Here is a 16,696-nt window from a genome sequence, read left to right as displayed (position 1 = left end):
TTTAGGCTACTTCAAACTTTCCTTTTTCTATAAAACTCAAAAATTCTGCTTTAAATTTTGGGCGATTTTCTTGATTTTGAATCCACGCAAGATGAATTTTTCGCTCTGACTCAATGATAGGAAACCATGTTTTTTGAAGGTCGTGATCAAGCATACAACGATCATAAATGGATTCTAAAAAGTTCCAAACAATAAAGGCATAGGTATTGTATTGAATCTCTTCTTCGATAGAACGCTCAATATCATGTCTGAGTAAAAAAGGCTTATTAAGGGCTTCTTTTAAGATCTCAAAGTACATTTTATCAATCTCCCCATAATGTACCACTTGCATAGTTCTACGATAGGTTCTCATCGAATAAATCAACGCAAAAATAGCTAATGTCGTTGCAATAATGCCCATGATAGAGCTAATCGCCGTCCAGAGAGTTTCGTATTCATCACTCAAAAAAATTTCCATCAAACATCCTTTTAAATGAGGTTTAAAATCGGTGGTGTTGACTCAAGCATCTGTGCAATGCGTGGGTCATTTTGACTGCATCCATAGACGTTGACATAGAGTTTCTCAAGCCATGTTTGCAATGTTGATTTAGATACGGTTTTCATATGTGGATGATAGACTAAAAGCTCCATTGGAGGAGCTTCTTCACTGCTTTTAAGTGCTAAAATATAATCAAACGGATCAATCTTTAAAGCGCCCAAACGACGGTAAAACTGTTCTCTTTTTTCGCGAATTTCTTGCTCACTCGAGTTTTTTTCAGGCGAGTCAATTTCGATAAGTAAAGCGCGTGTACCTTGTGTGTTAAAAAGATGTTCGATGCTCTGTTTTAAAAGTGTTGAACCAAGCCCGATACCTCTTTGTGTCTCATCGACAGCCATGTACTCGAGTAAAAAGAAATCGTCTTGTTTAGGATGATACATAATGCAAAATCCAACAATTTTTTCGTCATTCACAGCAAGGTAAATAGTATAAGAAGAGGAGTGTTGCATGGTTAAAAGTTCATCATACGACTTTTGCTCACTCTTTGGAAATGAGATGGAGTAGATGGCATAAAAGCCATCAAACTCGTGTGTATTATGTTCTTCTAACGCTTTAACGTATAGAGGCATAAGAGATTATTTTAAAATACGTGGTAAGGTAATACCTGTTTGTCCTTGGTATTTACCACGTTTGTCTTTATACGTTGTCTCGCATGGTGTATCGCCCTCTAAAAAGAGCACTTGTGCAATGCCTTCATTGGCATAAATTTTTGCAGGAAGTGGTGTAGTATTTGAAATTTCAATGGTAATATGACCTTCGAACTCTGGCTCAAATGGTGTGACATTGACGATGATACCACAACGTGCATACGTACTTTTACCTAAACAAATTGCAAGGACGTTTTTTGGAATTCTAAAGTATTCTACTGTACGTGCTAATGCAAAAGAGTTTGGTGGAACAATACAGATGTCACCTACAAAATCGATGACATTTTTATCGTCAAATTCTTTAGGGTCAACCACAGTGGAATTTACATTAGTGAAAATCTTAAATTCACGCCCTACTCGGATGTCATACCCATAACTACTGACGCCATAACTCACAACGTCACGGCCTACTTGATCTTCACAAAAAGGCTCTATCATACGCTCTTTGAGCGATTTTTCTCGTATCCAACTGTCTGCTTTTAAACCCATAATTTCCCTTAAGTGATCGTATATATTAAGTGTGGTATTATAACACATTTTATGTCATGCCAAAAAATGGCAAATATTTAGGAGAAACCGAATGGACAAAAATGAGATTAGAGAGTTAATACGTATTTTTGATAAAAGTGATATTACAAAACTCAAAATCAAAGAGGGTGATTTTAGCATTGAGTTACAAAAAGGCTTTGAAGGTAGTGTAACTTACAGTGCTGCTGCACCTGTTATGCAAGCTCCAAGTATAGCTCCAGCGGCTGCTGTAGCAGCGCCAGCACCAGTGGCACATGTTGGAGGTGAAGCAAGCATTAATGCTGCTCCTGCAGGTCTAAGTATTAAATCACCAATGGTAGGAACCTTCTACAAATCTCCAGCGCCTGGCGCTGCACCATTCGCAAAAATAGGTGATGTTATCCGTAAAGGTCAACCAGTTGGTATTATCGAAGCGATGAAAATCATGAATGAAATTGAAGCAGAATTTGACTGCAAAATTTTAGATATCCTTGTTGACGATGGTCAGCCAGTAGAATACGATATGCCAATCTTTACGGTGGAGAAAGTGTAATGAAGATTGAGAAAATTCTTGTTGCCAATCGTGGTGAGATCGCCCTTCGTGCAATAAGAACCATCAAAGAGATGGGGAAACAAGCGATTGCGGTTTATTCCACTGCGGATAAAGATGCACTCTATCTTCAACATGCTGATGCAAGTATTTGTATTGGTGGAGCAAAATCATCAGAGAGCTATCTTAGTATTCCTGCCATTATCAGTGCGGCTGAGATCAGTGGCTGTGATGCCATCTTCCCTGGGTATGGTTTTTTAAGTGAGAATCAAACCTTTGTTGAAGTCTGTAAACACCACAATATCAAATTTATCGGACCTTCTGTTGATTCTATGGTTTTGATGAGTGATAAATCCAAAGCCAAAGAAGTGATGAAAAAAGCGGGTGTACCTGTTATCCTTGGTAGCGAGGGTGCACTTGAGAGTGTTGAAGAAGCAAAAAAATTAGCAGAGCAAATCGGACTTCCTGTTATCGTCAAAGCAAGCGCTGGCGGTGGCGGACGTGGTATGCGTGTGGTTGAAAAGATGGAAGATTTGGAAAAATCATTCCTTGCTGCTGAAAGCGAAGCGCTAAGTGCGTTTGGCGATGGCACACTCTATATGGAAAAATATATCAAAAACCCACGTCACATTGAAGTGCAAGTGATTGGCGATAGCTATGGCAATGTTGTTCACATTGGCGAGCGTGACTGTTCGATGCAACGTCGTCACCAAAAATTGATTGAAGAGTCTCCTGCTATTGCTTTAGATGATAAAACACGTGCACGTCTTCATGAAGTAGCAGTGAAAGCAACTAAGTATATTGGCTATGAAAATGCAGGTACGTTTGAGTTCCTTTTAGATGCTGATAAAAACTTCTATTTTATGGAAATGAATACTCGTCTTCAAGTTGAGCATTGTGTGAGTGAGATGGTGAGTGGTATTGACATTATTGAGTGGATGATTCGTGTAGCAGAGGGTGAAAAACTTTTTGATCAAAGTGCACTTACATTCCGAGGTCATGCTATTGAGTGTCGTATCACAGCTGAAGATCCTGTAAAATTCATTCCAAGCCCAGGTAAAATTACGAAGTATATCATCCCTGGTGGACGTAATGTTCGTATGGATTCTCATGCGTATCAAGGCTACTCTGTTCCACCACATTATGACTCCATGATTGGAAAGCTTATCGTTTGGGGTGAAACTCGTGAGCGTGCGATTAAAAAGATGAAACAGGCTTTAAGTGAGCTACAAATTGAAGGTATTAAAACAGTTAGAGATTTTCATTTGCATATGATGGAAAACGAAGACTTTATCGAAAATAGATTCGATACAAACTATCTTTCACGCTATTAATTAAGAAAGGTCGCCAAATGGCGACCTTAACTTTTTTGTATTTACTTATGGTGCTCTTAGCACTTGAATATTAGCAGATGCTTTTAACTTCTCAAAATACTCTTCAATTGCTTTTTGCTCTTTACCTTCACCAAGTTTATTGTAAATATAATTTTTTGCATCAGCAAAAGAGACACTTTGAAGATTGTGTTTTTCTTTCACAAAAAACATAACATAATTTGAATCTGATTTATTGATAGAAGAAAATTTACCCTGTGGTGTTTTATTTAAAAGTGCCAATAATTTTGGATCAGTTTTGCTAGCTTCCATTCTTCCTTCTTGAAGTTGAACGTCGCTAACAGCACTCATAGGGTTACTTTGAATTGCTGCAAGGCTTTGTTGATTTGCACTGGTATAAATGGTCACATCAAAAGCTGACGCTTGAGAAAACTCATTGAGGTTATCATTATAATACGCTTGGAGTTCACCATCACTCATTTGTTGCATTTTAGTACTAACAATTTTTTTATAGAGTTTATCACGTTGAAGTTTCTTTTTCAAATCTTCTTTATACTCAGAGATTTCAATGTTTTTTGAACGGATCATATTGAGGAAATCGTATTGGTTCATATTGTTGCTGATCGCTAAGTTTTCAATATATTGATCAATTTCAAAGTTATCAACAGTGATACCCAGTTTTTTAATTTCTGAATCTTCCAATTTTTGTCTTACCAAAATATCCAAAGACTCTTTTTTAGAGATGTTAAAGCGCTGTGAGTACTTGAAAACATCATAAAGTGTGATGGGTTCTTTATTGATAATTACGGAAACACCATCCACAGTTCCAGCAGATGCTGGTGAAAAAAGAAGGGTCGCACTCAAAGTTACAAAAGTTAACACCTTTAGTTTAATCTTCATCAATAGTCCTTTGTTTTAAGAAAAATAGCTATATAATCGTGTCTGTATTAAAAGTTAAGAGCTACGAATGATAACATTTTTTTTGGCAAAAAAAATTAAAAAAATGTTTTTACTCGCGCTCTCGTAGAATTTTTAGTTACCGCGTAACGAAATGATACATAATTTATACATAACTTATTAAAAATCAATCATAAGGTACAGTCATGGTTGTGACACGTTTTGCCCCTAGCCCTACGGGATATTTGCATATTGGAGGGCTTAGAACAGCACTTTATAGCTATCTTTGGGCAAAAAGAAACAATGGAAAATTTTTATTCCGCATAGAAGATACAGACCTTGCACGAAATTCCAAAGAAGCTGCTGATGCTATTGTTGAAGCGTTTAAATGGGTTGGACTTGCGCATGAAGGTGAAATTGTTTATCAGTCTGAGCGTTTTGATCTTTACAAAAGCTATGTCAAAAAGCTTTTAGAAGAAGGAAAAGCGTATAAATGTTATATGAGTAAAGAAGATCTTGATGCGCTAAGAGAAGCTCAAATGGCACGTAAAGAGCGCCCAAGATACGATGGTAGATACCGTGACTTTACAGGCACTCCTCCTGAAGGTGTCGAGCCTGTTATTCGAATTAAAGCACCAATGAGTGGTGTTGTCTCTTTTGTTGATGGCGTTAAAGGTGAAGTAAGCTTTAATGCCAGTGATATGTTGGATGATTTTATCATCGCACGCAGTGATGGTACACCTACGTATAACTTTGTTGTTGTCATTGACGATGCATTGATGGGTGTAAATGAAGTCATTCGTGGTGATGACCACCTCTCGAATACACCAAAACAGATTATTTTATACGAAGCACTTGGTTTTGATATTCCAAAATTTTATCATGTTCCTATGATCCTCAATCCTGAGGGCAAAAAACTCTCTAAACGCGATGGTGCCGTTGATGTTATGGAATATAAGCGTGAAGGGTATTTACCAGAAGCATTGTTGAATTTCCTTATACGTTTAGGTTGGAGTCACGGTGATCAAGAGATTTTCTCTTTTGATGAGATGAAAGCACTTTTTGATCCTAATGATATTAATAAATCAGCTTCTGCTTACAACCAAGAAAAGCTTTTATGGTTGAATGCTCATTATATTAAACAAGCAACACACGATAGATTGATTGAAGAGTTACGCTTTTTTAATGTGGATATTTCGTCTCATACTAAGAAAGAGTTACTGATTGACGCACTTCGTGATCGTGCAAAAACACTTGTAGAGTTTGCAAGCTTAGCAAAACAGATTTTAGAAGCTCCAACATGTTACGATGAAAAAGCCATTGAAAAGTTCTTAACTGCTGATGGATTGGGAGTTTTAGAACACTATTTTGAAGCATTAAAAAATGTAAAAACACTCTCTAATGCGAGTGATTTTGAAACATTTACTAAAACATTTTTAGAAGAGCGTGGTTTAAAACTTAAAGATCTCGCACAAGCAATTCGTATTGCGATGGTAGGCAGTTCTGTCAGCCCTTCCATTTTTGAAGTGCTAGAGATTATTGGGTATGAAAACGTTATAGAAAGAATTCAAAAATTAATATCTTATAAAAGGAGTTGAGAGTGAGCAATAAGGGAAAAGTGACTAAAGAAGAAGCTTTAGAATACCATATTGGTGGGAAAATTGGGATCAATGTCAAAACGGTGTGTGATACTGCAAGAGATTTATCTATGGCTTATTCACCAGGCGTTGCGCATCCGTGTTTGGAAATTCAAAAAGATAATGAATTAGCATACAAATATACGAATAAAGCAAATCTTGTTGCTGTTATGACAAACTCTACAGCAATTTTGGGTCTAGGAGATTTAGGTCCAGTTGCTGGTAAACCTGTTATGGAAGGAAAATCTGTTCTTTTCAAAAAATTTGCAGGTGTTGATGCATTTGATATTGAAATTGATGAATACGATGTTGATAAATTTGTCGAAATTTGCCGTGCTATTGCTCCAACTTTTGGTGGTATCAACCTTGAAGATATCAAAGCACCACAATGTTTTGATATTGAACAAAAACTTCAAGCATGTGTTGATATCCCTGTTATGCATGATGACCAACATGGTACAGCGATGATTACAAGTGCAGGTATTATTAACGCGCTTGAGATCAGCGGTAAAAAAATTGAAGAGATGAAAATTGTTGTTTCAGGTGCTGGAGCAGCAGGTATTGCGTGTGCAAAAATGTATAAACTTTTAGGCGCTAAAAATATCGTTATGATCGATACAAAAGGCGTTATTCATTCAGGAAGAACAGACCTTAACAAATATAAAGCAGAATTTGCTATCGAAACAAGTGATAGAACATTGGAAGATGCGATGAAAGGTGCAGATATGTTCCTAGGTCTTTCTGCTCCTGGTGTTGTTACACAAGAGATGGTTAAATCTATGAATCCATATCCAATTATCTTTGCTCTTGCAAATCCAACTCCTGAAATTTTACCTGAAGAAGCACATGCTGCAAGAAATGATGTTATGATGGGAACAGGTAGAAGTGACTATCCAAACCAAGTCAATAACGTACTCGGTTTTCCATTTATTTTCCGTGGCGCTTTAGACGTGAGAGCGACAAAAGTAACTGAAGGCATGAAAATGGCTGCGGCTGTTGCTCTTGCAAAACTTGCAAAAGAAGAAGTACCTGATTATGTTAAAGCAGCATATCCAGGTGAAGATCCTAAATTTGGTATTAACTATATTATTCCAAAACCATTTGACAGACGTGCGTTTGTATGGGTAAGTTGTGCTGTTGCTGAAGCAGCTATTAAAGATGGTGTTGCTCGTGTAAAAGATTTTGATATTAATGCATACAAAGCAAAACTTCAAGCTATTATTGATGCGGAGCAAAAATAAGTGAAAAATGTCCATGTCATCAAACACCCTCTCATTGAGCATAAGCTTTCTATTTTGAGAGATGAGAGAACGGAGCCGTTTCAGTTTCGACTTTTAGTTGATGAGATTTCGTACTTGATGTTGTTTGAGGCTACTCGAGATTTACCACTCAAAGATGTAAAAGTTCAAACACCTGTTGCAGTGGCAAATGCACATAAGTTAGATGCTAAGATTATGATCTGTCCGATTCTTCGGGCAGCTCTTGGTATGTTGGACAGCGTTTTTAAACTTATTCCAGATGCGAGTGTTGGTTTCTTGGGCTTTCAGCGCAATGAAAAAACACTTGAAGCAGAATTTTACTATGCGAAGCTTCCATCTGATCATGCCGAGCGTACAGCGATTATTATTGATCCAATGTTTGCAACGGGCGGAACAGCCATTGATGCGGTGAATTTTTTAAAGAAAAAAGGTGTCCAAGATATCCGTTTCTTATGCCTTGTTTCTGCACCTGAAGGGCTTAAAAAATTCCATGAAGTACATCCTGAAGTACCTGTTTACACAACATGTATTGATGATGGATTGAATGAAAATGGCTATATTGTTCCAGGTCTTGGCGATGCTGGAGATAGAGTCTTTAATACGCAAGGCGCGTAATGTTTTTTTAGATGTAAAACGGGTTTAACCCGTTTTACACTATACAACACCTTGATCAATCATCGAATCAGCTACTTTTCTAAAACCAGCAATATTGGCTCCTAAAAGCAGATTACCCTCGTCGTTAAACTCTTGTGATGTCGCATAAGAGAGATCAAAAATATGTTTCATAATATCTCTTAGTTTTGTATCGACTTTTGCAAAATGCCATTTTTGCATACTCGCATTTTGACTCATCTCTAATTGACTGGTCGCAACACCGCCTGCATTTGCTGCTTTTGCAGGTCCAAAAAGAATTTTATTTTCTTGCATATACGCGATAGCATCAAGAGTGCTTGGCATATTTGCACCTTCATTGACTAAGCGACATCCATTTTTATGAAGTGTTTTGATATCTTCAAGATTAAGTTCATTTTGTGTTGCACTTGGAAACGCCGCAAAACAAGGAATGCTCCATACAGCATTCATCCCTTTTGGATACGCTTCTATTGGGATGTATTGAGCATCCGGTTTTGCTTTTGCATATTCACTGAGTGATTGTCTATGGACTTCTTTAATCGTTTTAAGCAACGTGAGATCAATGCCATTTTTATCGTAAATCATTCCATGTGAGTCGCTACATGTAACAGGCTTTGCCTCTAATTCATAAAGCTTTTGGATCGTATAAATCGCAACATTTCCTGAGCCTGAAATAGTGCATGTTTTACCTTTAATCGAATCACCAATGTTATTAAGGATATTTTCTGCAAAGTAAACAGAACCAAAGCCTGTTGCTTCGGTGCGAGCAAGTGAACCACCCCAATTGAGACCTTTTCCTGTAAGGATACCTTCGTATCGATTGGTAAGACGTTTATAGGTCCCATACATAAAGCCAATTTCTCGTCCACCGACGCCAATATCACCTGCTGGAACATCGATCGTTTCACCGATATACTTGGAGAGTTCAATCATGAATGATTGACAAAAACGCATGATTTCGCCTTCACTTTTGCCTTTAGGGTCAAAATCACTGCCTCCTTTACCGCCACCAATCGCAAGGCCTGTAAGAGAGTTTTTGAAAATTTGCTCAAAACCTAAGAATTTTATAATACTAAGATTCACGCTTGGATGAAAACGAAGACCACCTTTGTAAGGTCCAATGGCATTGCTAAATTGAACACGATATCCTATATTGGAGCGAATTTTACCCGCATCATCTATCCATGGAACACGAAAAATAATTTGACGATCAGGAATGAGAATGCGTTCAACGATATTGTAGTGAGCATATTTTGGATCAGCGTCTAAAAGAGGTTTTAAAGAGGTGAGTACCTCTTTGACGGCTTGGTAGAATTCAGTTTGCCCAGGCGTGCTGTGTATGGTTGCTTTTAATGCATTTTCAACGTAGTTTTCCATTGCTTCCCTTCAGTTTTTATTGTAATTGATGTGCTTTTTTTAAAAAAATAAAGAGTGCTTTTTGCTCTTTTCTAGCAATAGTATAGCTGATAAGTTTGAGATACTCTTTAATATCTTTTTCTAAAATTCCACGTTCTCGTGCATATTTTGAAAGAATATAATTTGGGATTTTAATAGGTTGTTGCACGAACTTTTTGGAGAGTTTTTTGTAAAAACGTTGGTGTTGATTAACACAAAATCGTGCAAAGACAAAAGGTAAATGGTATTTGTTGTTCCATGTTTGACCAAGATCGATATACGCATCAGGATCTTGTAAATAAAGCTTTAGAGCACGATCGCCAATAAACACTTCACCTTTAAGCCCTAAAACACGTGCGAGCATGTTAGACGTTGCTGATGCAGGGTCTTTTTTGGAAACTCCTTCTTTGATGATAACGCTTTTGACATTTTTTTGTGCCACAATTCCTACATTGAGTGGTGTTATATTTTTGCGCTTACTTTCAATGCTTGAAATAAATGCCGCATCGACTTTACGTTTACGTAGTTTGTGATTGATAACGGCTGGAACATTCTTTTGATGTTCACATGAGCGTTTAAAAGCGCTTGGAAGAGAGGACTTTTTCAAAAAAACATGAAAAGGAAGAAGATTGATGTAATCTATCTTGCCAAAAACCATATGAACTCCTTTTTTTTGGGAAAACTATTATAACTCAGCTATCTTAACAAGAGGGTTTAGAAGAGTTGATTAGAGATGTCATCTAAGAAGAGTTATACTCAAAAGTTGGTACAATAAAAAGAAAAATCAGGAAAGAATGAGATGTTGGAATCGTTATTTACCCTTGAAGCCATGATGGCGCTATTAACGCTAACGGCTTTAGAAATTGTACTTGGCATTGATAATATTATTTTTATTGCCATCTTAGTAGGTCGTTTACCACAACACCAAAGAGATAAAGGTCGTATTTTTGGTCTCGCTCTTGCAATGATTACCCGTATCTTGCTTCTGCTTTCACTCTTCTGGATTATGAAGCTTACTTCTCCTCTTTTTACTGTTTTCGCGCAAGAAATTTCAGGACGTGATCTTATATTAATTCTCGGTGGGCTCTTTTTGCTTGTCAAGTCAACCAATGAAATTCACCAAGATATTGAAGAGGCTGGCGAAGAGGAAAAAGAACTGAAGAAAGGTTCACGAGGCTTTTTTAATACACTCATTCAAATTGCTATTTTAGACATCGTTTTTTCATTAGATTCTGTTATTACCGCAGTAGGTATGGCAAATGATATCATTGTTATGATTTTAGCCGTAGTGATTGCTGTGGGTGTTATGATGTTCGCAAGTAAAAGTATCTCTAATTTTATTGATGCTAACCCAACCATTAAGATTTTAGCACTTTCCTTTTTGATTTTAGTCGGTGTGACGCTTATTGCAGAAGGTCTTGATTTTCATATTTCCAAAGCATATGTCTATTTTGCGATGGCATTCTCTTTAGCAGTTGAGTCTATTAATATCTATAGTCGTAAGAAAAAAGATAAAAAATCAATGGTAAAAAAAGAGGCGTAATGTTTTCTCTCTTTCGCTCGTCCCATGCCTTCGCAATTGACCTTGGCACGAATAATACGCTTGTGTACCAACCAAGCAAGGGAATTATTTTAGATGAACCGACCTCTATCGCATTTGATAGTAAGCGAAGTTCTTTTATAGATTATGGTGCCAGTTCAAAACGTATGTCAGGAAAAAATCCTAAGCATATCGAAGTGATGCACCCATTATCAAAAGGTGCGATTTCTAATTTAACAGTTGCAAAAGCCTATATTAAAGAGGTGATTGCACGCATTACACAGAGTCGATTTTTTAAACCAACCATTGTCGTCAGCGTACCAAGCGATTTGAATATCATGGAACGCAATGCTGTTGTAGAGGCATGTAAAGACGGTGGCGCGCGTGAAGTGATGCTGATCAAAGATCCGTTCTCTGCAGCCCTTGGTTCAGAACAAGCAATTGAGCGACCGCAAGGGGTTTTAGTCCTTGATATAGGTGCTGGTGTAAGCGATATATCACTACTTTCATGCAATGGTATTGTGATGAGTAAATCGCTTCGTATTGCAGGGAATGATTTGGATGAGGCGATTATTGAGTATTTTAAGGCACATAAGCGTATTTTGATTTCTCAAAGTGATGCAGAACGCCTGAAAAAGGAGCTTGGAACGCTCTTTGAGAAAGAGGAAAAAACACTTCAAATCAATGTGAAGAATCTTATCACGCGCCTTCCTGAGAGTTTTGTAGCAAGTTCCAAAGATGTACATCAAGCCATTTTACCTCTTGCCGATAAAATGGTCACACTTACACACAGTATGCTTTCTGAACTACCTCCTGTTTTTGCACAAGATATTTATGATCAGGGTATTTTACTCACAGGTGGTTCATCGATGCTTCAAGGCTTAGATCGTTATATTTCTACAAAATTAGAGATAGAGGTCAACGCGGTGAAAAATCCTCTACAAAACATCATCCTAGGGGCAGGGCGTGCCCTTGAAGAGACACGCTATAACCCACTTTTTGGTGCTTAAAATGAAGCGATATAAGCGCTTAGTTGCTCAATATCTGCATCGCTAAAATTAGCTATTTGGGCTTGCATAAGTTTGCCAAGCCCAATTTGATCGATCTCACCTTTTTTATAGCTTTGTAAAAGTGTAGCGAGAGCAGTTTTATCAAGCCGTTTGATAGGCTCAACTTTTCCCAAATAAGTCACCTCTCCTTTTTCTCCATGGCAAAAACGACACGAGTTGTACAATACTTCATTGCTTGCGCTCAAAAGATTGCTTTGTAAAAGCCCTAAAAGAGCTAAGAGACTAAAACTTTTCGAAAACAACGGTATGTCCTTGCTTGTCAAAGGCTAGTACATCATAAGGTTGTTTCATATTGCCTTGCTCCATGCCAGGAGATCCAAGAGGCATACCAGGAACCGCAAGTCCAATAGCATCTTTTGGAGCCTCTTTTAAAAAGCGTTTTATACTGCTTGCGGGAGTGTGTCCTTCGACGATAAAATTACCAATAATAGCCGTATGACATGACGCAAGAGGAGCTGGGACATTGTATTTGATTTTGACTTCATTGAGCGCTTCTGTTTCTATCACATTGACTTTAAATCCATTGTTTTCCATATGTTTAACCCATTCGCCACAACACCCACAATATTTTGATTTGTAAACGGTAACAGGCGGAAGAGTCTCTGCAAAGAGTGACATAAAAAAGCCCAATAATAGGCTTGTTAAAAGTAGTTTTTTCATCTAAAACCTTTTAGTATGTAAGATATGAAATCCTATCAAAACTCCGTAAATAAAAGCTAAATATGACGAAAAAAATAGGATTAATTATCTCATGATTTTAGTTACATCATTTTTTCTATCTATAAAAGTAAAAAAATGTTAACATTTCATTAATATACATCTTCTATACTTTTCCAAATTAAGCAAAAGGTAGAAACATGCTTCAAGCACAGCACCTCAAGAAGGTTTATCATACGGGCGAAGTGGTTCAAGAGGTTATCAAGGATTTCTCTTTAGAGATTCATGAGGGTGAATTTATCTCTCTCGTTGGACCTAGCGGAAGTGGTAAAAGTACGGTGCTGAACATGCTAGGCTGCTTAGACACACCCACTCAAGGTACGATTACCATCAACAACACGGCAACAACGACGATGAATAGAACGCAAAGAGCGTATTTTAGGGGTGAAAATATTGGGTTTATTTTTCAAAGTTTCAATCTCATTCCTGTGTTAAGCGTGTATGAAAATGTTGAGTATCCTCTTATCATGGTACAAAACCTTGAGGAAAAGGAGCGCCAAAAGCGGGTGTTAACGCTTTTGGAAGAGGTAGGGATGTTAGAGCATAAAGATAAAACACCCGATAAAATCTCAGGCGGTCAAATGCAGCGTGTTGCCATTGCAAGGGCACTTGTAACCAACCCTAAGATTGTTTTTGCGGATGAGCCGACAGCTAACTTAGACAGTAAAACAGCCTATATGATTATAGAGCTGATGAAAAAAATCCAAAAAGAGCATCACACAACGTTCGTTTTTGCAACACATGATGAAAAAATTGTTGCTAATGTTGATAGACTCATTACTATTGTGGATGGGGAAATCGTAGAAGAAAAAAGGATGATGCGATGAATAATATCTTTAAAATATCCTACCGAAATCTTAAACGTAATGGCAGAAGAACCCTATTAACAACCTCACTCATCACTTTAGGCGTGGTTTTTGTACTTCTTTATACTGCGCTCTCTGGAAGTTTCAAAAACTATACCGTAGGACAAATCACAGATTCTGTGATGGGACATATTCAGATTCATAAAAAAGGGTATGTCGCTTCTGTGGATAACCTCCCATTAGATAAAAATCTCAACGCAAAGATGTTAGAGTTTATAGAATCAAAGTTGGAAATGAACCCGTATATTGCAAGCTACAGTTATCGCATCAAATTTGGTGCGATGTTTTCAAACTTTACTAGCACTACAAATATTAGACTCAATGCAATTGATCCTGAGGATGAATTTGAAACCTTGCCTTTACTAAGAGATCGGGTTTTGGATATGAATGAAACGCTCAAAGCAGGGGAGATTATCGTTCCAGAACTTTTGATAAAAGGGATGGATGTTAAAATCGGCGATACCATTGTTTTGGTTGCCAATAATAAAAGTGGCTCAGTGAATGGCATCAATCTTAAAGTTGCTGGTATCTTAGGCCAAGTCATGGGACCTGGTGGACGTGATGGTTACATTCATATGGATGATGCTAAAAAAGTACTGCGTATGAATAACGAGGTAGAAGTGAGTGAAATCGTTCTTCGACTTAAAGATGTGGAACAACTCAGTGTTGCCGAAAAATCGTTGCAACCCATCTTAGAAAAGCTCAACAAAGAGGGTAAATCTGTTTTTGAAATCCATACGTGGCAACAACTCTCTCCATTTTATAACATCATTAAGATGATCGACTTGATGAACGTTTCTATCAAAATTATTTTGATCTCTATTGTGCTTATTTCCATTTTGAACGTTATGATTATGAGTGTTTATGAGCGTATACGAGAGATTGGAACGATAGCGGCCATTGGTACACCGCCTATGAGCATCGTTAAACTTTTTTTATGCGAAGGGCTGATGATGGGAGCGCTTGGTGCATTCCTTGGAAGCATTTTATCGCTAGGTATAGTGTTTATTCTCAATTTTGTCAAAATTACCTATAGCTTTGGGCAACAAAGCGGTTTAGTGCTTATTCCAAAACTGGCTTTGAGTGATGTTTTGAGTGTCAGTGCTATTGTTATCGTGATATCACTGATCGCATCTATCTCACCTTCGATTAAAGCTTCAAGACTCGATCCTGTTGAAGCTTTACGTACGTACTAGGAGATTTGTATGAAAAAAACACTACTTTTTTTACTGACAGCAGTGGTTCTTTTTGGAGCTGAAAATATCTTGGAGCAGGTCGATAAAAAGCTAAGCCCTAGTTCTGCAGATAGTTATAAAAAACTGATTAACATTGAGCCTGATGGGAGTAAAAAAGAGTTTTTGCTCTATCAAATCAAAAAAGACAAAGATAAAATTGTCTCTTTATTTTTGCAACCAGATAGTGAAAAAGGCAGAAGCACACTAAGGCTTGATGAAAATATGTGGCTCTATTTACCTGAAGTAGGCAAGCCGATTCGCATCACTTCAATGCAAAGTGTGGTAGGTGGGGTGTTTAATAACAGTGATATTATGCAGTTAGATTTTTCAGCGGAGTATGACATCAAAAGTGAAAAAGATGAAGGAGCCGTTCTTGTTTTAGATCTTAAGGCTAAAAATGAGACAGTAGCTTACGATAAACTGTTGATGGAAGTCGATAAAAAAACAGTCACACCCACAAAAATCGCCTGTTATACGTCAACAGGGATGCTCATAAAAACACTTTACTATAAAGATATTAAAGACTTTGGTGGCGGCATCATCAGAGCTGCTGTCATTGAGACAGATTCGCCACTCTATAAAGGCTATAAGTCGATTATGGTATATGGAAAGATTACAGAGCGTAAAGTTTCTGATGAACTCTTTACCATTGAAAATATCGGCAAAGTTCATGAGTTTAGAAAATAGATGAAAGCATTACCTCTCATCCTCTGTGTAGCCATTTTAAGCCATGCAGGGGATTATGATTTTGACCTTGATGCTATCGAGGTCAAACCCTATACATTGAGCGGTTATCTAAAAGGTGAAAATAAACTTCAAGGACTCAATGACGATTCACCTCTGTTTCATACCAAAAACAAAGATAGCATAAAGACATATGCAAGTGAAGGCGATGTCAAGTTTGCCTATTTTCAGGACGCATTGAAATTAGATTCTGAGGTGATGGTCAATTATAATGACATAGATGGGGCGTACAGTGATAAATATACCATTGCTCAGTTGTTTATGCAGTATAAATTTGATCAAAATAATTTGATTGAAGTGGGTAAAAAAGCGCCTAACTGGGGGAAAGGCTATTTTGTCAATCCGATAGCGTTCTTTGATCGAAAAAAAGATCCAAATGATCCTGATGCTTCACGCGAGGGTTATGTTATGGCAAATTATCGTTATAACAAAAGTTATGATGGAAATATTCGCAATGTCTCTTTTGATCTCATTGTGATGAAAAGTAATGAGCATATGAACGATGAGTTTAGCCAAGAAGAACAAAATCATGTAGGTATGAAAGCTTATTTTTTGGCGTATGATACGGATATTGATCTTATCTACTATCGCAGAAGCGAACAGAGCGATAAAGTAGGGCTTGATTTTTCTAAAAATATTCAAACGAACATTGAAGTACATGGAGAGTTTGCCAAAACACTTGGTGAGGATGACTATGCCTATTTGCTAGGGTTTAAGTATCTTACAGCGTTTGATCTTACCATTACGACAGAGTATTTTTACCAAAAAAATCAAAGCAGTAAATCGGAACCTTTTTACGATCATCAGTATGTTATGAATAAGTTTTCACAAAAAGAGCCCTTTAATTGGCTTTATGGAGCTATTTACTATAAAAATATTTACAATCTTGGAGATAAATCAATGCAAAACTCATTGGGTGCGACATACAGCTTTAAGAACAATATGCTTTTGGATATTTCTTACAACATCAACGATGGGCAACGAGGATCAGAATATGGCTCAAAGTTAGTTCAAGATACATTATGGACAAAGTTGTATTGGTATTTTTAAAAACAAGGCATTTAATATATCAATATATCTTGATATAAAGATAATTTTATGCTACCATTTCACCATTGGATAGAAGGGTA

At 37.2% G+C, this 16,696-nt stretch carries 19 protein-coding genes; 11 read left to right on the top strand and 8 right to left on the bottom strand.

Translation table 11 applies throughout. The features are described from left to right. Position 1: 1 nt before the first annotated feature. Genes UCH001_RS12520 through dcd form a run of 3 tightly spaced genes read right to left on the bottom strand, consistent with a single transcriptional unit; the run spans position 2 to position 1,674 of the window. Positions 2-457 (bottom strand): hypothetical protein, encoded by a 456-nt coding sequence (locus UCH001_RS12520; protein ID WP_067178329.1) that lies wholly within the window; start codon positions 455-457, stop codon positions 2-4. Positions 458-468: 11 nt separating this feature from the next. Then, complete coding sequence (locus UCH001_RS12515; RefSeq protein WP_067178328.1) at positions 469-1,107, bottom strand: GNAT family N-acetyltransferase; 639 nt, start codon at positions 1,105-1,107, stop codon at positions 469-471. A gap of 6 nt (positions 1,108-1,113) precedes the next feature. Then, positions 1,114-1,674, bottom strand: a complete 561-nt coding sequence (gene dcd / locus UCH001_RS12510) for a dCTP deaminase (protein ID WP_067178327.1) — start codon at positions 1,672-1,674, stop codon at positions 1,114-1,116. Between the two features lie 91 nt (positions 1,675-1,765). Here dcd and accB point away from each other — a divergent pair, with 91 nt between their 5' ends. Both accB and UCH001_RS12500 read left to right on the top strand, forming a co-directional pair. After that, positions 1,766-2,245, top strand: coding sequence for an acetyl-CoA carboxylase biotin carboxyl carrier protein (gene accB, locus UCH001_RS12505; RefSeq protein ID WP_067178326.1), 480 nt, complete (start codon positions 1,766-1,768; stop codon positions 2,243-2,245). Further along, on the top strand, positions 2,245-3,576 hold the full coding sequence (locus UCH001_RS12500) for an acetyl-CoA carboxylase biotin carboxylase subunit (RefSeq protein ID WP_067178325.1): 1,332 nt from the start codon (positions 2,245-2,247) through the stop codon (positions 3,574-3,576). Before accB ends, UCH001_RS12500 begins: the two co-directional genes overlap by 1 nt. Positions 3,577-3,621: 45 nt before the next feature. Here UCH001_RS12500 and UCH001_RS12495 read toward each other — a convergent pair whose 3' ends face one another. Next, positions 3,622-4,473, bottom strand: a complete 852-nt coding sequence (locus UCH001_RS12495; protein ID WP_067178324.1) for a peptidylprolyl isomerase — start codon at positions 4,471-4,473, stop codon at positions 3,622-3,624. Between the two features lie 203 nt (positions 4,474-4,676). Between UCH001_RS12495 and gltX the strand changes: the two genes are divergently transcribed. The 3 genes from gltX to upp are packed head-to-tail and all read left to right on the top strand — an operon-like array spanning position 4,677 to position 7,981. After that, positions 4,677-6,068, top strand: coding sequence for a glutamate--tRNA ligase (gene gltX, locus UCH001_RS12490; RefSeq protein WP_067178323.1), 1,392 nt, complete (start codon positions 4,677-4,679; stop codon positions 6,066-6,068). A gap of 2 nt (positions 6,069-6,070) precedes the next feature. Next, on the top strand, positions 6,071-7,348 hold the full coding sequence (locus tag UCH001_RS12485; RefSeq protein WP_173636828.1) for a malic enzyme-like NAD(P)-binding protein: 1,278 nt from the start codon (positions 6,071-6,073) through the stop codon (positions 7,346-7,348). After that, positions 7,349-7,981, top strand: a complete 633-nt coding sequence (gene upp / locus UCH001_RS12480; protein WP_067178322.1) for a uracil phosphoribosyltransferase — start codon at positions 7,349-7,351, stop codon at positions 7,979-7,981. Positions 7,982-8,020: 39 nt separating this feature from the next. Here upp and gdhA read toward each other — a convergent pair whose 3' ends face one another. Both gdhA and UCH001_RS12470 read right to left on the bottom strand, forming a co-directional pair. After that, entirely contained in the window at positions 8,021-9,376 is a 1,356-nt protein-coding gene (gdhA, locus tag UCH001_RS12475; protein ID WP_067178321.1) for an NADP-specific glutamate dehydrogenase, read from the bottom strand. 16 nt (positions 9,377-9,392) lie between these two features. After that, positions 9,393-10,052, bottom strand: coding sequence for an MqnA/MqnD/SBP family protein (locus UCH001_RS12470; RefSeq protein ID WP_067178320.1), 660 nt, complete (start codon positions 10,050-10,052; stop codon positions 9,393-9,395). A gap of 141 nt (positions 10,053-10,193) precedes the next feature. Between UCH001_RS12470 and UCH001_RS12465 the strand changes: the two genes are divergently transcribed. Together UCH001_RS12465 and UCH001_RS12460 are read left to right on the top strand one after the other, a co-directional pair. After that, positions 10,194-10,937 carry a TerC family protein gene (locus UCH001_RS12465; protein ID WP_067178319.1) on the top strand — a complete coding sequence of 248 codons (744 nt, stop codon included), beginning with the start codon at positions 10,194-10,196 and terminating at the stop codon, positions 10,935-10,937. Beyond that, positions 10,937-11,944 carry a rod shape-determining protein gene (locus UCH001_RS12460; RefSeq protein ID WP_067178318.1) on the top strand — a complete coding sequence of 336 codons (1,008 nt, stop codon included), beginning with the start codon at positions 10,937-10,939 and terminating at the stop codon, positions 11,942-11,944. The genes UCH001_RS12465 and UCH001_RS12460 overlap by 1 nt, the downstream gene beginning before the upstream one ends. Here UCH001_RS12460 and UCH001_RS12455 read toward each other — a convergent pair. Continuing rightward, on the bottom strand, positions 11,941-12,246 hold the full coding sequence (locus tag UCH001_RS12455) for a c-type cytochrome (RefSeq protein WP_067178317.1): 306 nt from the start codon (positions 12,244-12,246) through the stop codon (positions 11,941-11,943). The two genes, UCH001_RS12460 and UCH001_RS12455, sit on opposite strands and share 4 nt — an antisense overlap. Beyond that, positions 12,227-12,664, bottom strand: coding sequence for a DUF411 domain-containing protein (locus UCH001_RS12450; RefSeq protein ID WP_067178316.1), 438 nt, complete (start codon positions 12,662-12,664; stop codon positions 12,227-12,229). Before UCH001_RS12450 ends, UCH001_RS12455 begins: the two co-directional genes overlap by 20 nt. A 197-nt stretch (positions 12,665-12,861) precedes the next feature. On the opposite strand from UCH001_RS12450, the gene UCH001_RS12445 reads away from it, so the two are divergent. The 4 genes from UCH001_RS12445 to UCH001_RS12430 are packed head-to-tail and all read left to right on the top strand — an operon-like array spanning position 12,862 to position 16,616. Continuing rightward, on the top strand, positions 12,862-13,548 hold the full coding sequence (locus UCH001_RS12445) for an ABC transporter ATP-binding protein (protein WP_067178315.1): 687 nt from the start codon (positions 12,862-12,864) through the stop codon (positions 13,546-13,548). Next, positions 13,545-14,783 carry an ABC transporter permease gene (locus UCH001_RS12440; protein WP_067178314.1) on the top strand — a complete coding sequence of 413 codons (1,239 nt, stop codon included), beginning with the start codon at positions 13,545-13,547 and terminating at the stop codon, positions 14,781-14,783. Before UCH001_RS12445 ends, UCH001_RS12440 begins: the two co-directional genes overlap by 4 nt. Before the next feature lie 9 nt (positions 14,784-14,792). Next, complete coding sequence (locus UCH001_RS12435) at positions 14,793-15,509, top strand: outer membrane lipoprotein-sorting protein (RefSeq protein WP_067178313.1); 717 nt, start codon at positions 14,793-14,795, stop codon at positions 15,507-15,509. Further along, positions 15,510-16,616 carry a hypothetical protein gene (locus tag UCH001_RS12430; RefSeq protein ID WP_067178312.1) on the top strand — a complete coding sequence of 369 codons (1,107 nt, stop codon included), beginning with the start codon at positions 15,510-15,512 and terminating at the stop codon, positions 16,614-16,616. The last annotated feature ends 80 nt before the right edge of the window (positions 16,617-16,696 follow it).

The sequence above is a fragment of the Sulfurospirillum sp. UCH001 genome, assembly GCF_001548035.1.
Classification (GTDB): domain Bacteria; phylum Campylobacterota; class Campylobacteria; order Campylobacterales; family Sulfurospirillaceae; genus Sulfurospirillum.
Note: the sequence above shows the minus strand (reverse complement) of the source record. Positions and strands in the feature narration are given on the sequence as shown.

What these genes read in the sequence shown, in the direction of transcription:
- UCH001_RS12520 (WP_067178329.1), bottom strand. Translation starts at nt 457, where the DNA reads ATGGAAATTTTTTTGAGTGATGAATACGAAACTCTCTGGACGGCGATT.
- UCH001_RS12515 (WP_067178328.1), bottom strand. Translation starts at nt 1,107, where the DNA reads ATGCCTCTATACGTTAAAGCGTTAGAAGAACATAATACACACGAGTTT.
- dcd (WP_067178327.1), bottom strand. Translation starts at nt 1,674, where the DNA reads ATGGGTTTAAAAGCAGACAGTTGGATACGAGAAAAATCGCTCAAAGAG.
- accB (WP_067178326.1), top strand. Translation starts at nt 1,766, where the DNA reads ATGGACAAAAATGAGATTAGAGAGTTAATACGTATTTTTGATAAAAGT.
- UCH001_RS12500 (WP_067178325.1), top strand. Translation starts at nt 2,245, where the DNA reads ATGAAGATTGAGAAAATTCTTGTTGCCAATCGTGGTGAGATCGCCCTT.
- UCH001_RS12495 (WP_067178324.1), bottom strand. Translation starts at nt 4,473, where the DNA reads ATGAAGATTAAACTAAAGGTGTTAACTTTTGTAACTTTGAGTGCGACC.
- gltX (WP_067178323.1), top strand. Translation starts at nt 4,677, where the DNA reads ATGGTTGTGACACGTTTTGCCCCTAGCCCTACGGGATATTTGCATATT.
- gdhA (WP_067178321.1), bottom strand. Translation starts at nt 9,376, where the DNA reads ATGGAAAACTACGTTGAAAATGCATTAAAAGCAACCATACACAGCACG.
- UCH001_RS12470 (WP_067178320.1), bottom strand. Translation starts at nt 10,052, where the DNA reads ATGGTTTTTGGCAAGATAGATTACATCAATCTTCTTCCTTTTCATGTT.
- UCH001_RS12465 (WP_067178319.1), top strand. Translation starts at nt 10,194, where the DNA reads ATGTTGGAATCGTTATTTACCCTTGAAGCCATGATGGCGCTATTAACG.
- UCH001_RS12460 (WP_067178318.1), top strand. Translation starts at nt 10,937, where the DNA reads ATGTTTTCTCTCTTTCGCTCGTCCCATGCCTTCGCAATTGACCTTGGC.
- UCH001_RS12450 (WP_067178316.1), bottom strand. Translation starts at nt 12,664, where the DNA reads ATGAAAAAACTACTTTTAACAAGCCTATTATTGGGCTTTTTTATGTCA.
- UCH001_RS12445 (WP_067178315.1), top strand. Translation starts at nt 12,862, where the DNA reads ATGCTTCAAGCACAGCACCTCAAGAAGGTTTATCATACGGGCGAAGTG.
- UCH001_RS12440 (WP_067178314.1), top strand. Translation starts at nt 13,545, where the DNA reads ATGAATAATATCTTTAAAATATCCTACCGAAATCTTAAACGTAATGGC.
- UCH001_RS12435 (WP_067178313.1), top strand. Translation starts at nt 14,793, where the DNA reads ATGAAAAAAACACTACTTTTTTTACTGACAGCAGTGGTTCTTTTTGGA.
- UCH001_RS12430 (WP_067178312.1), top strand. Translation starts at nt 15,510, where the DNA reads ATGAAAGCATTACCTCTCATCCTCTGTGTAGCCATTTTAAGCCATGCA.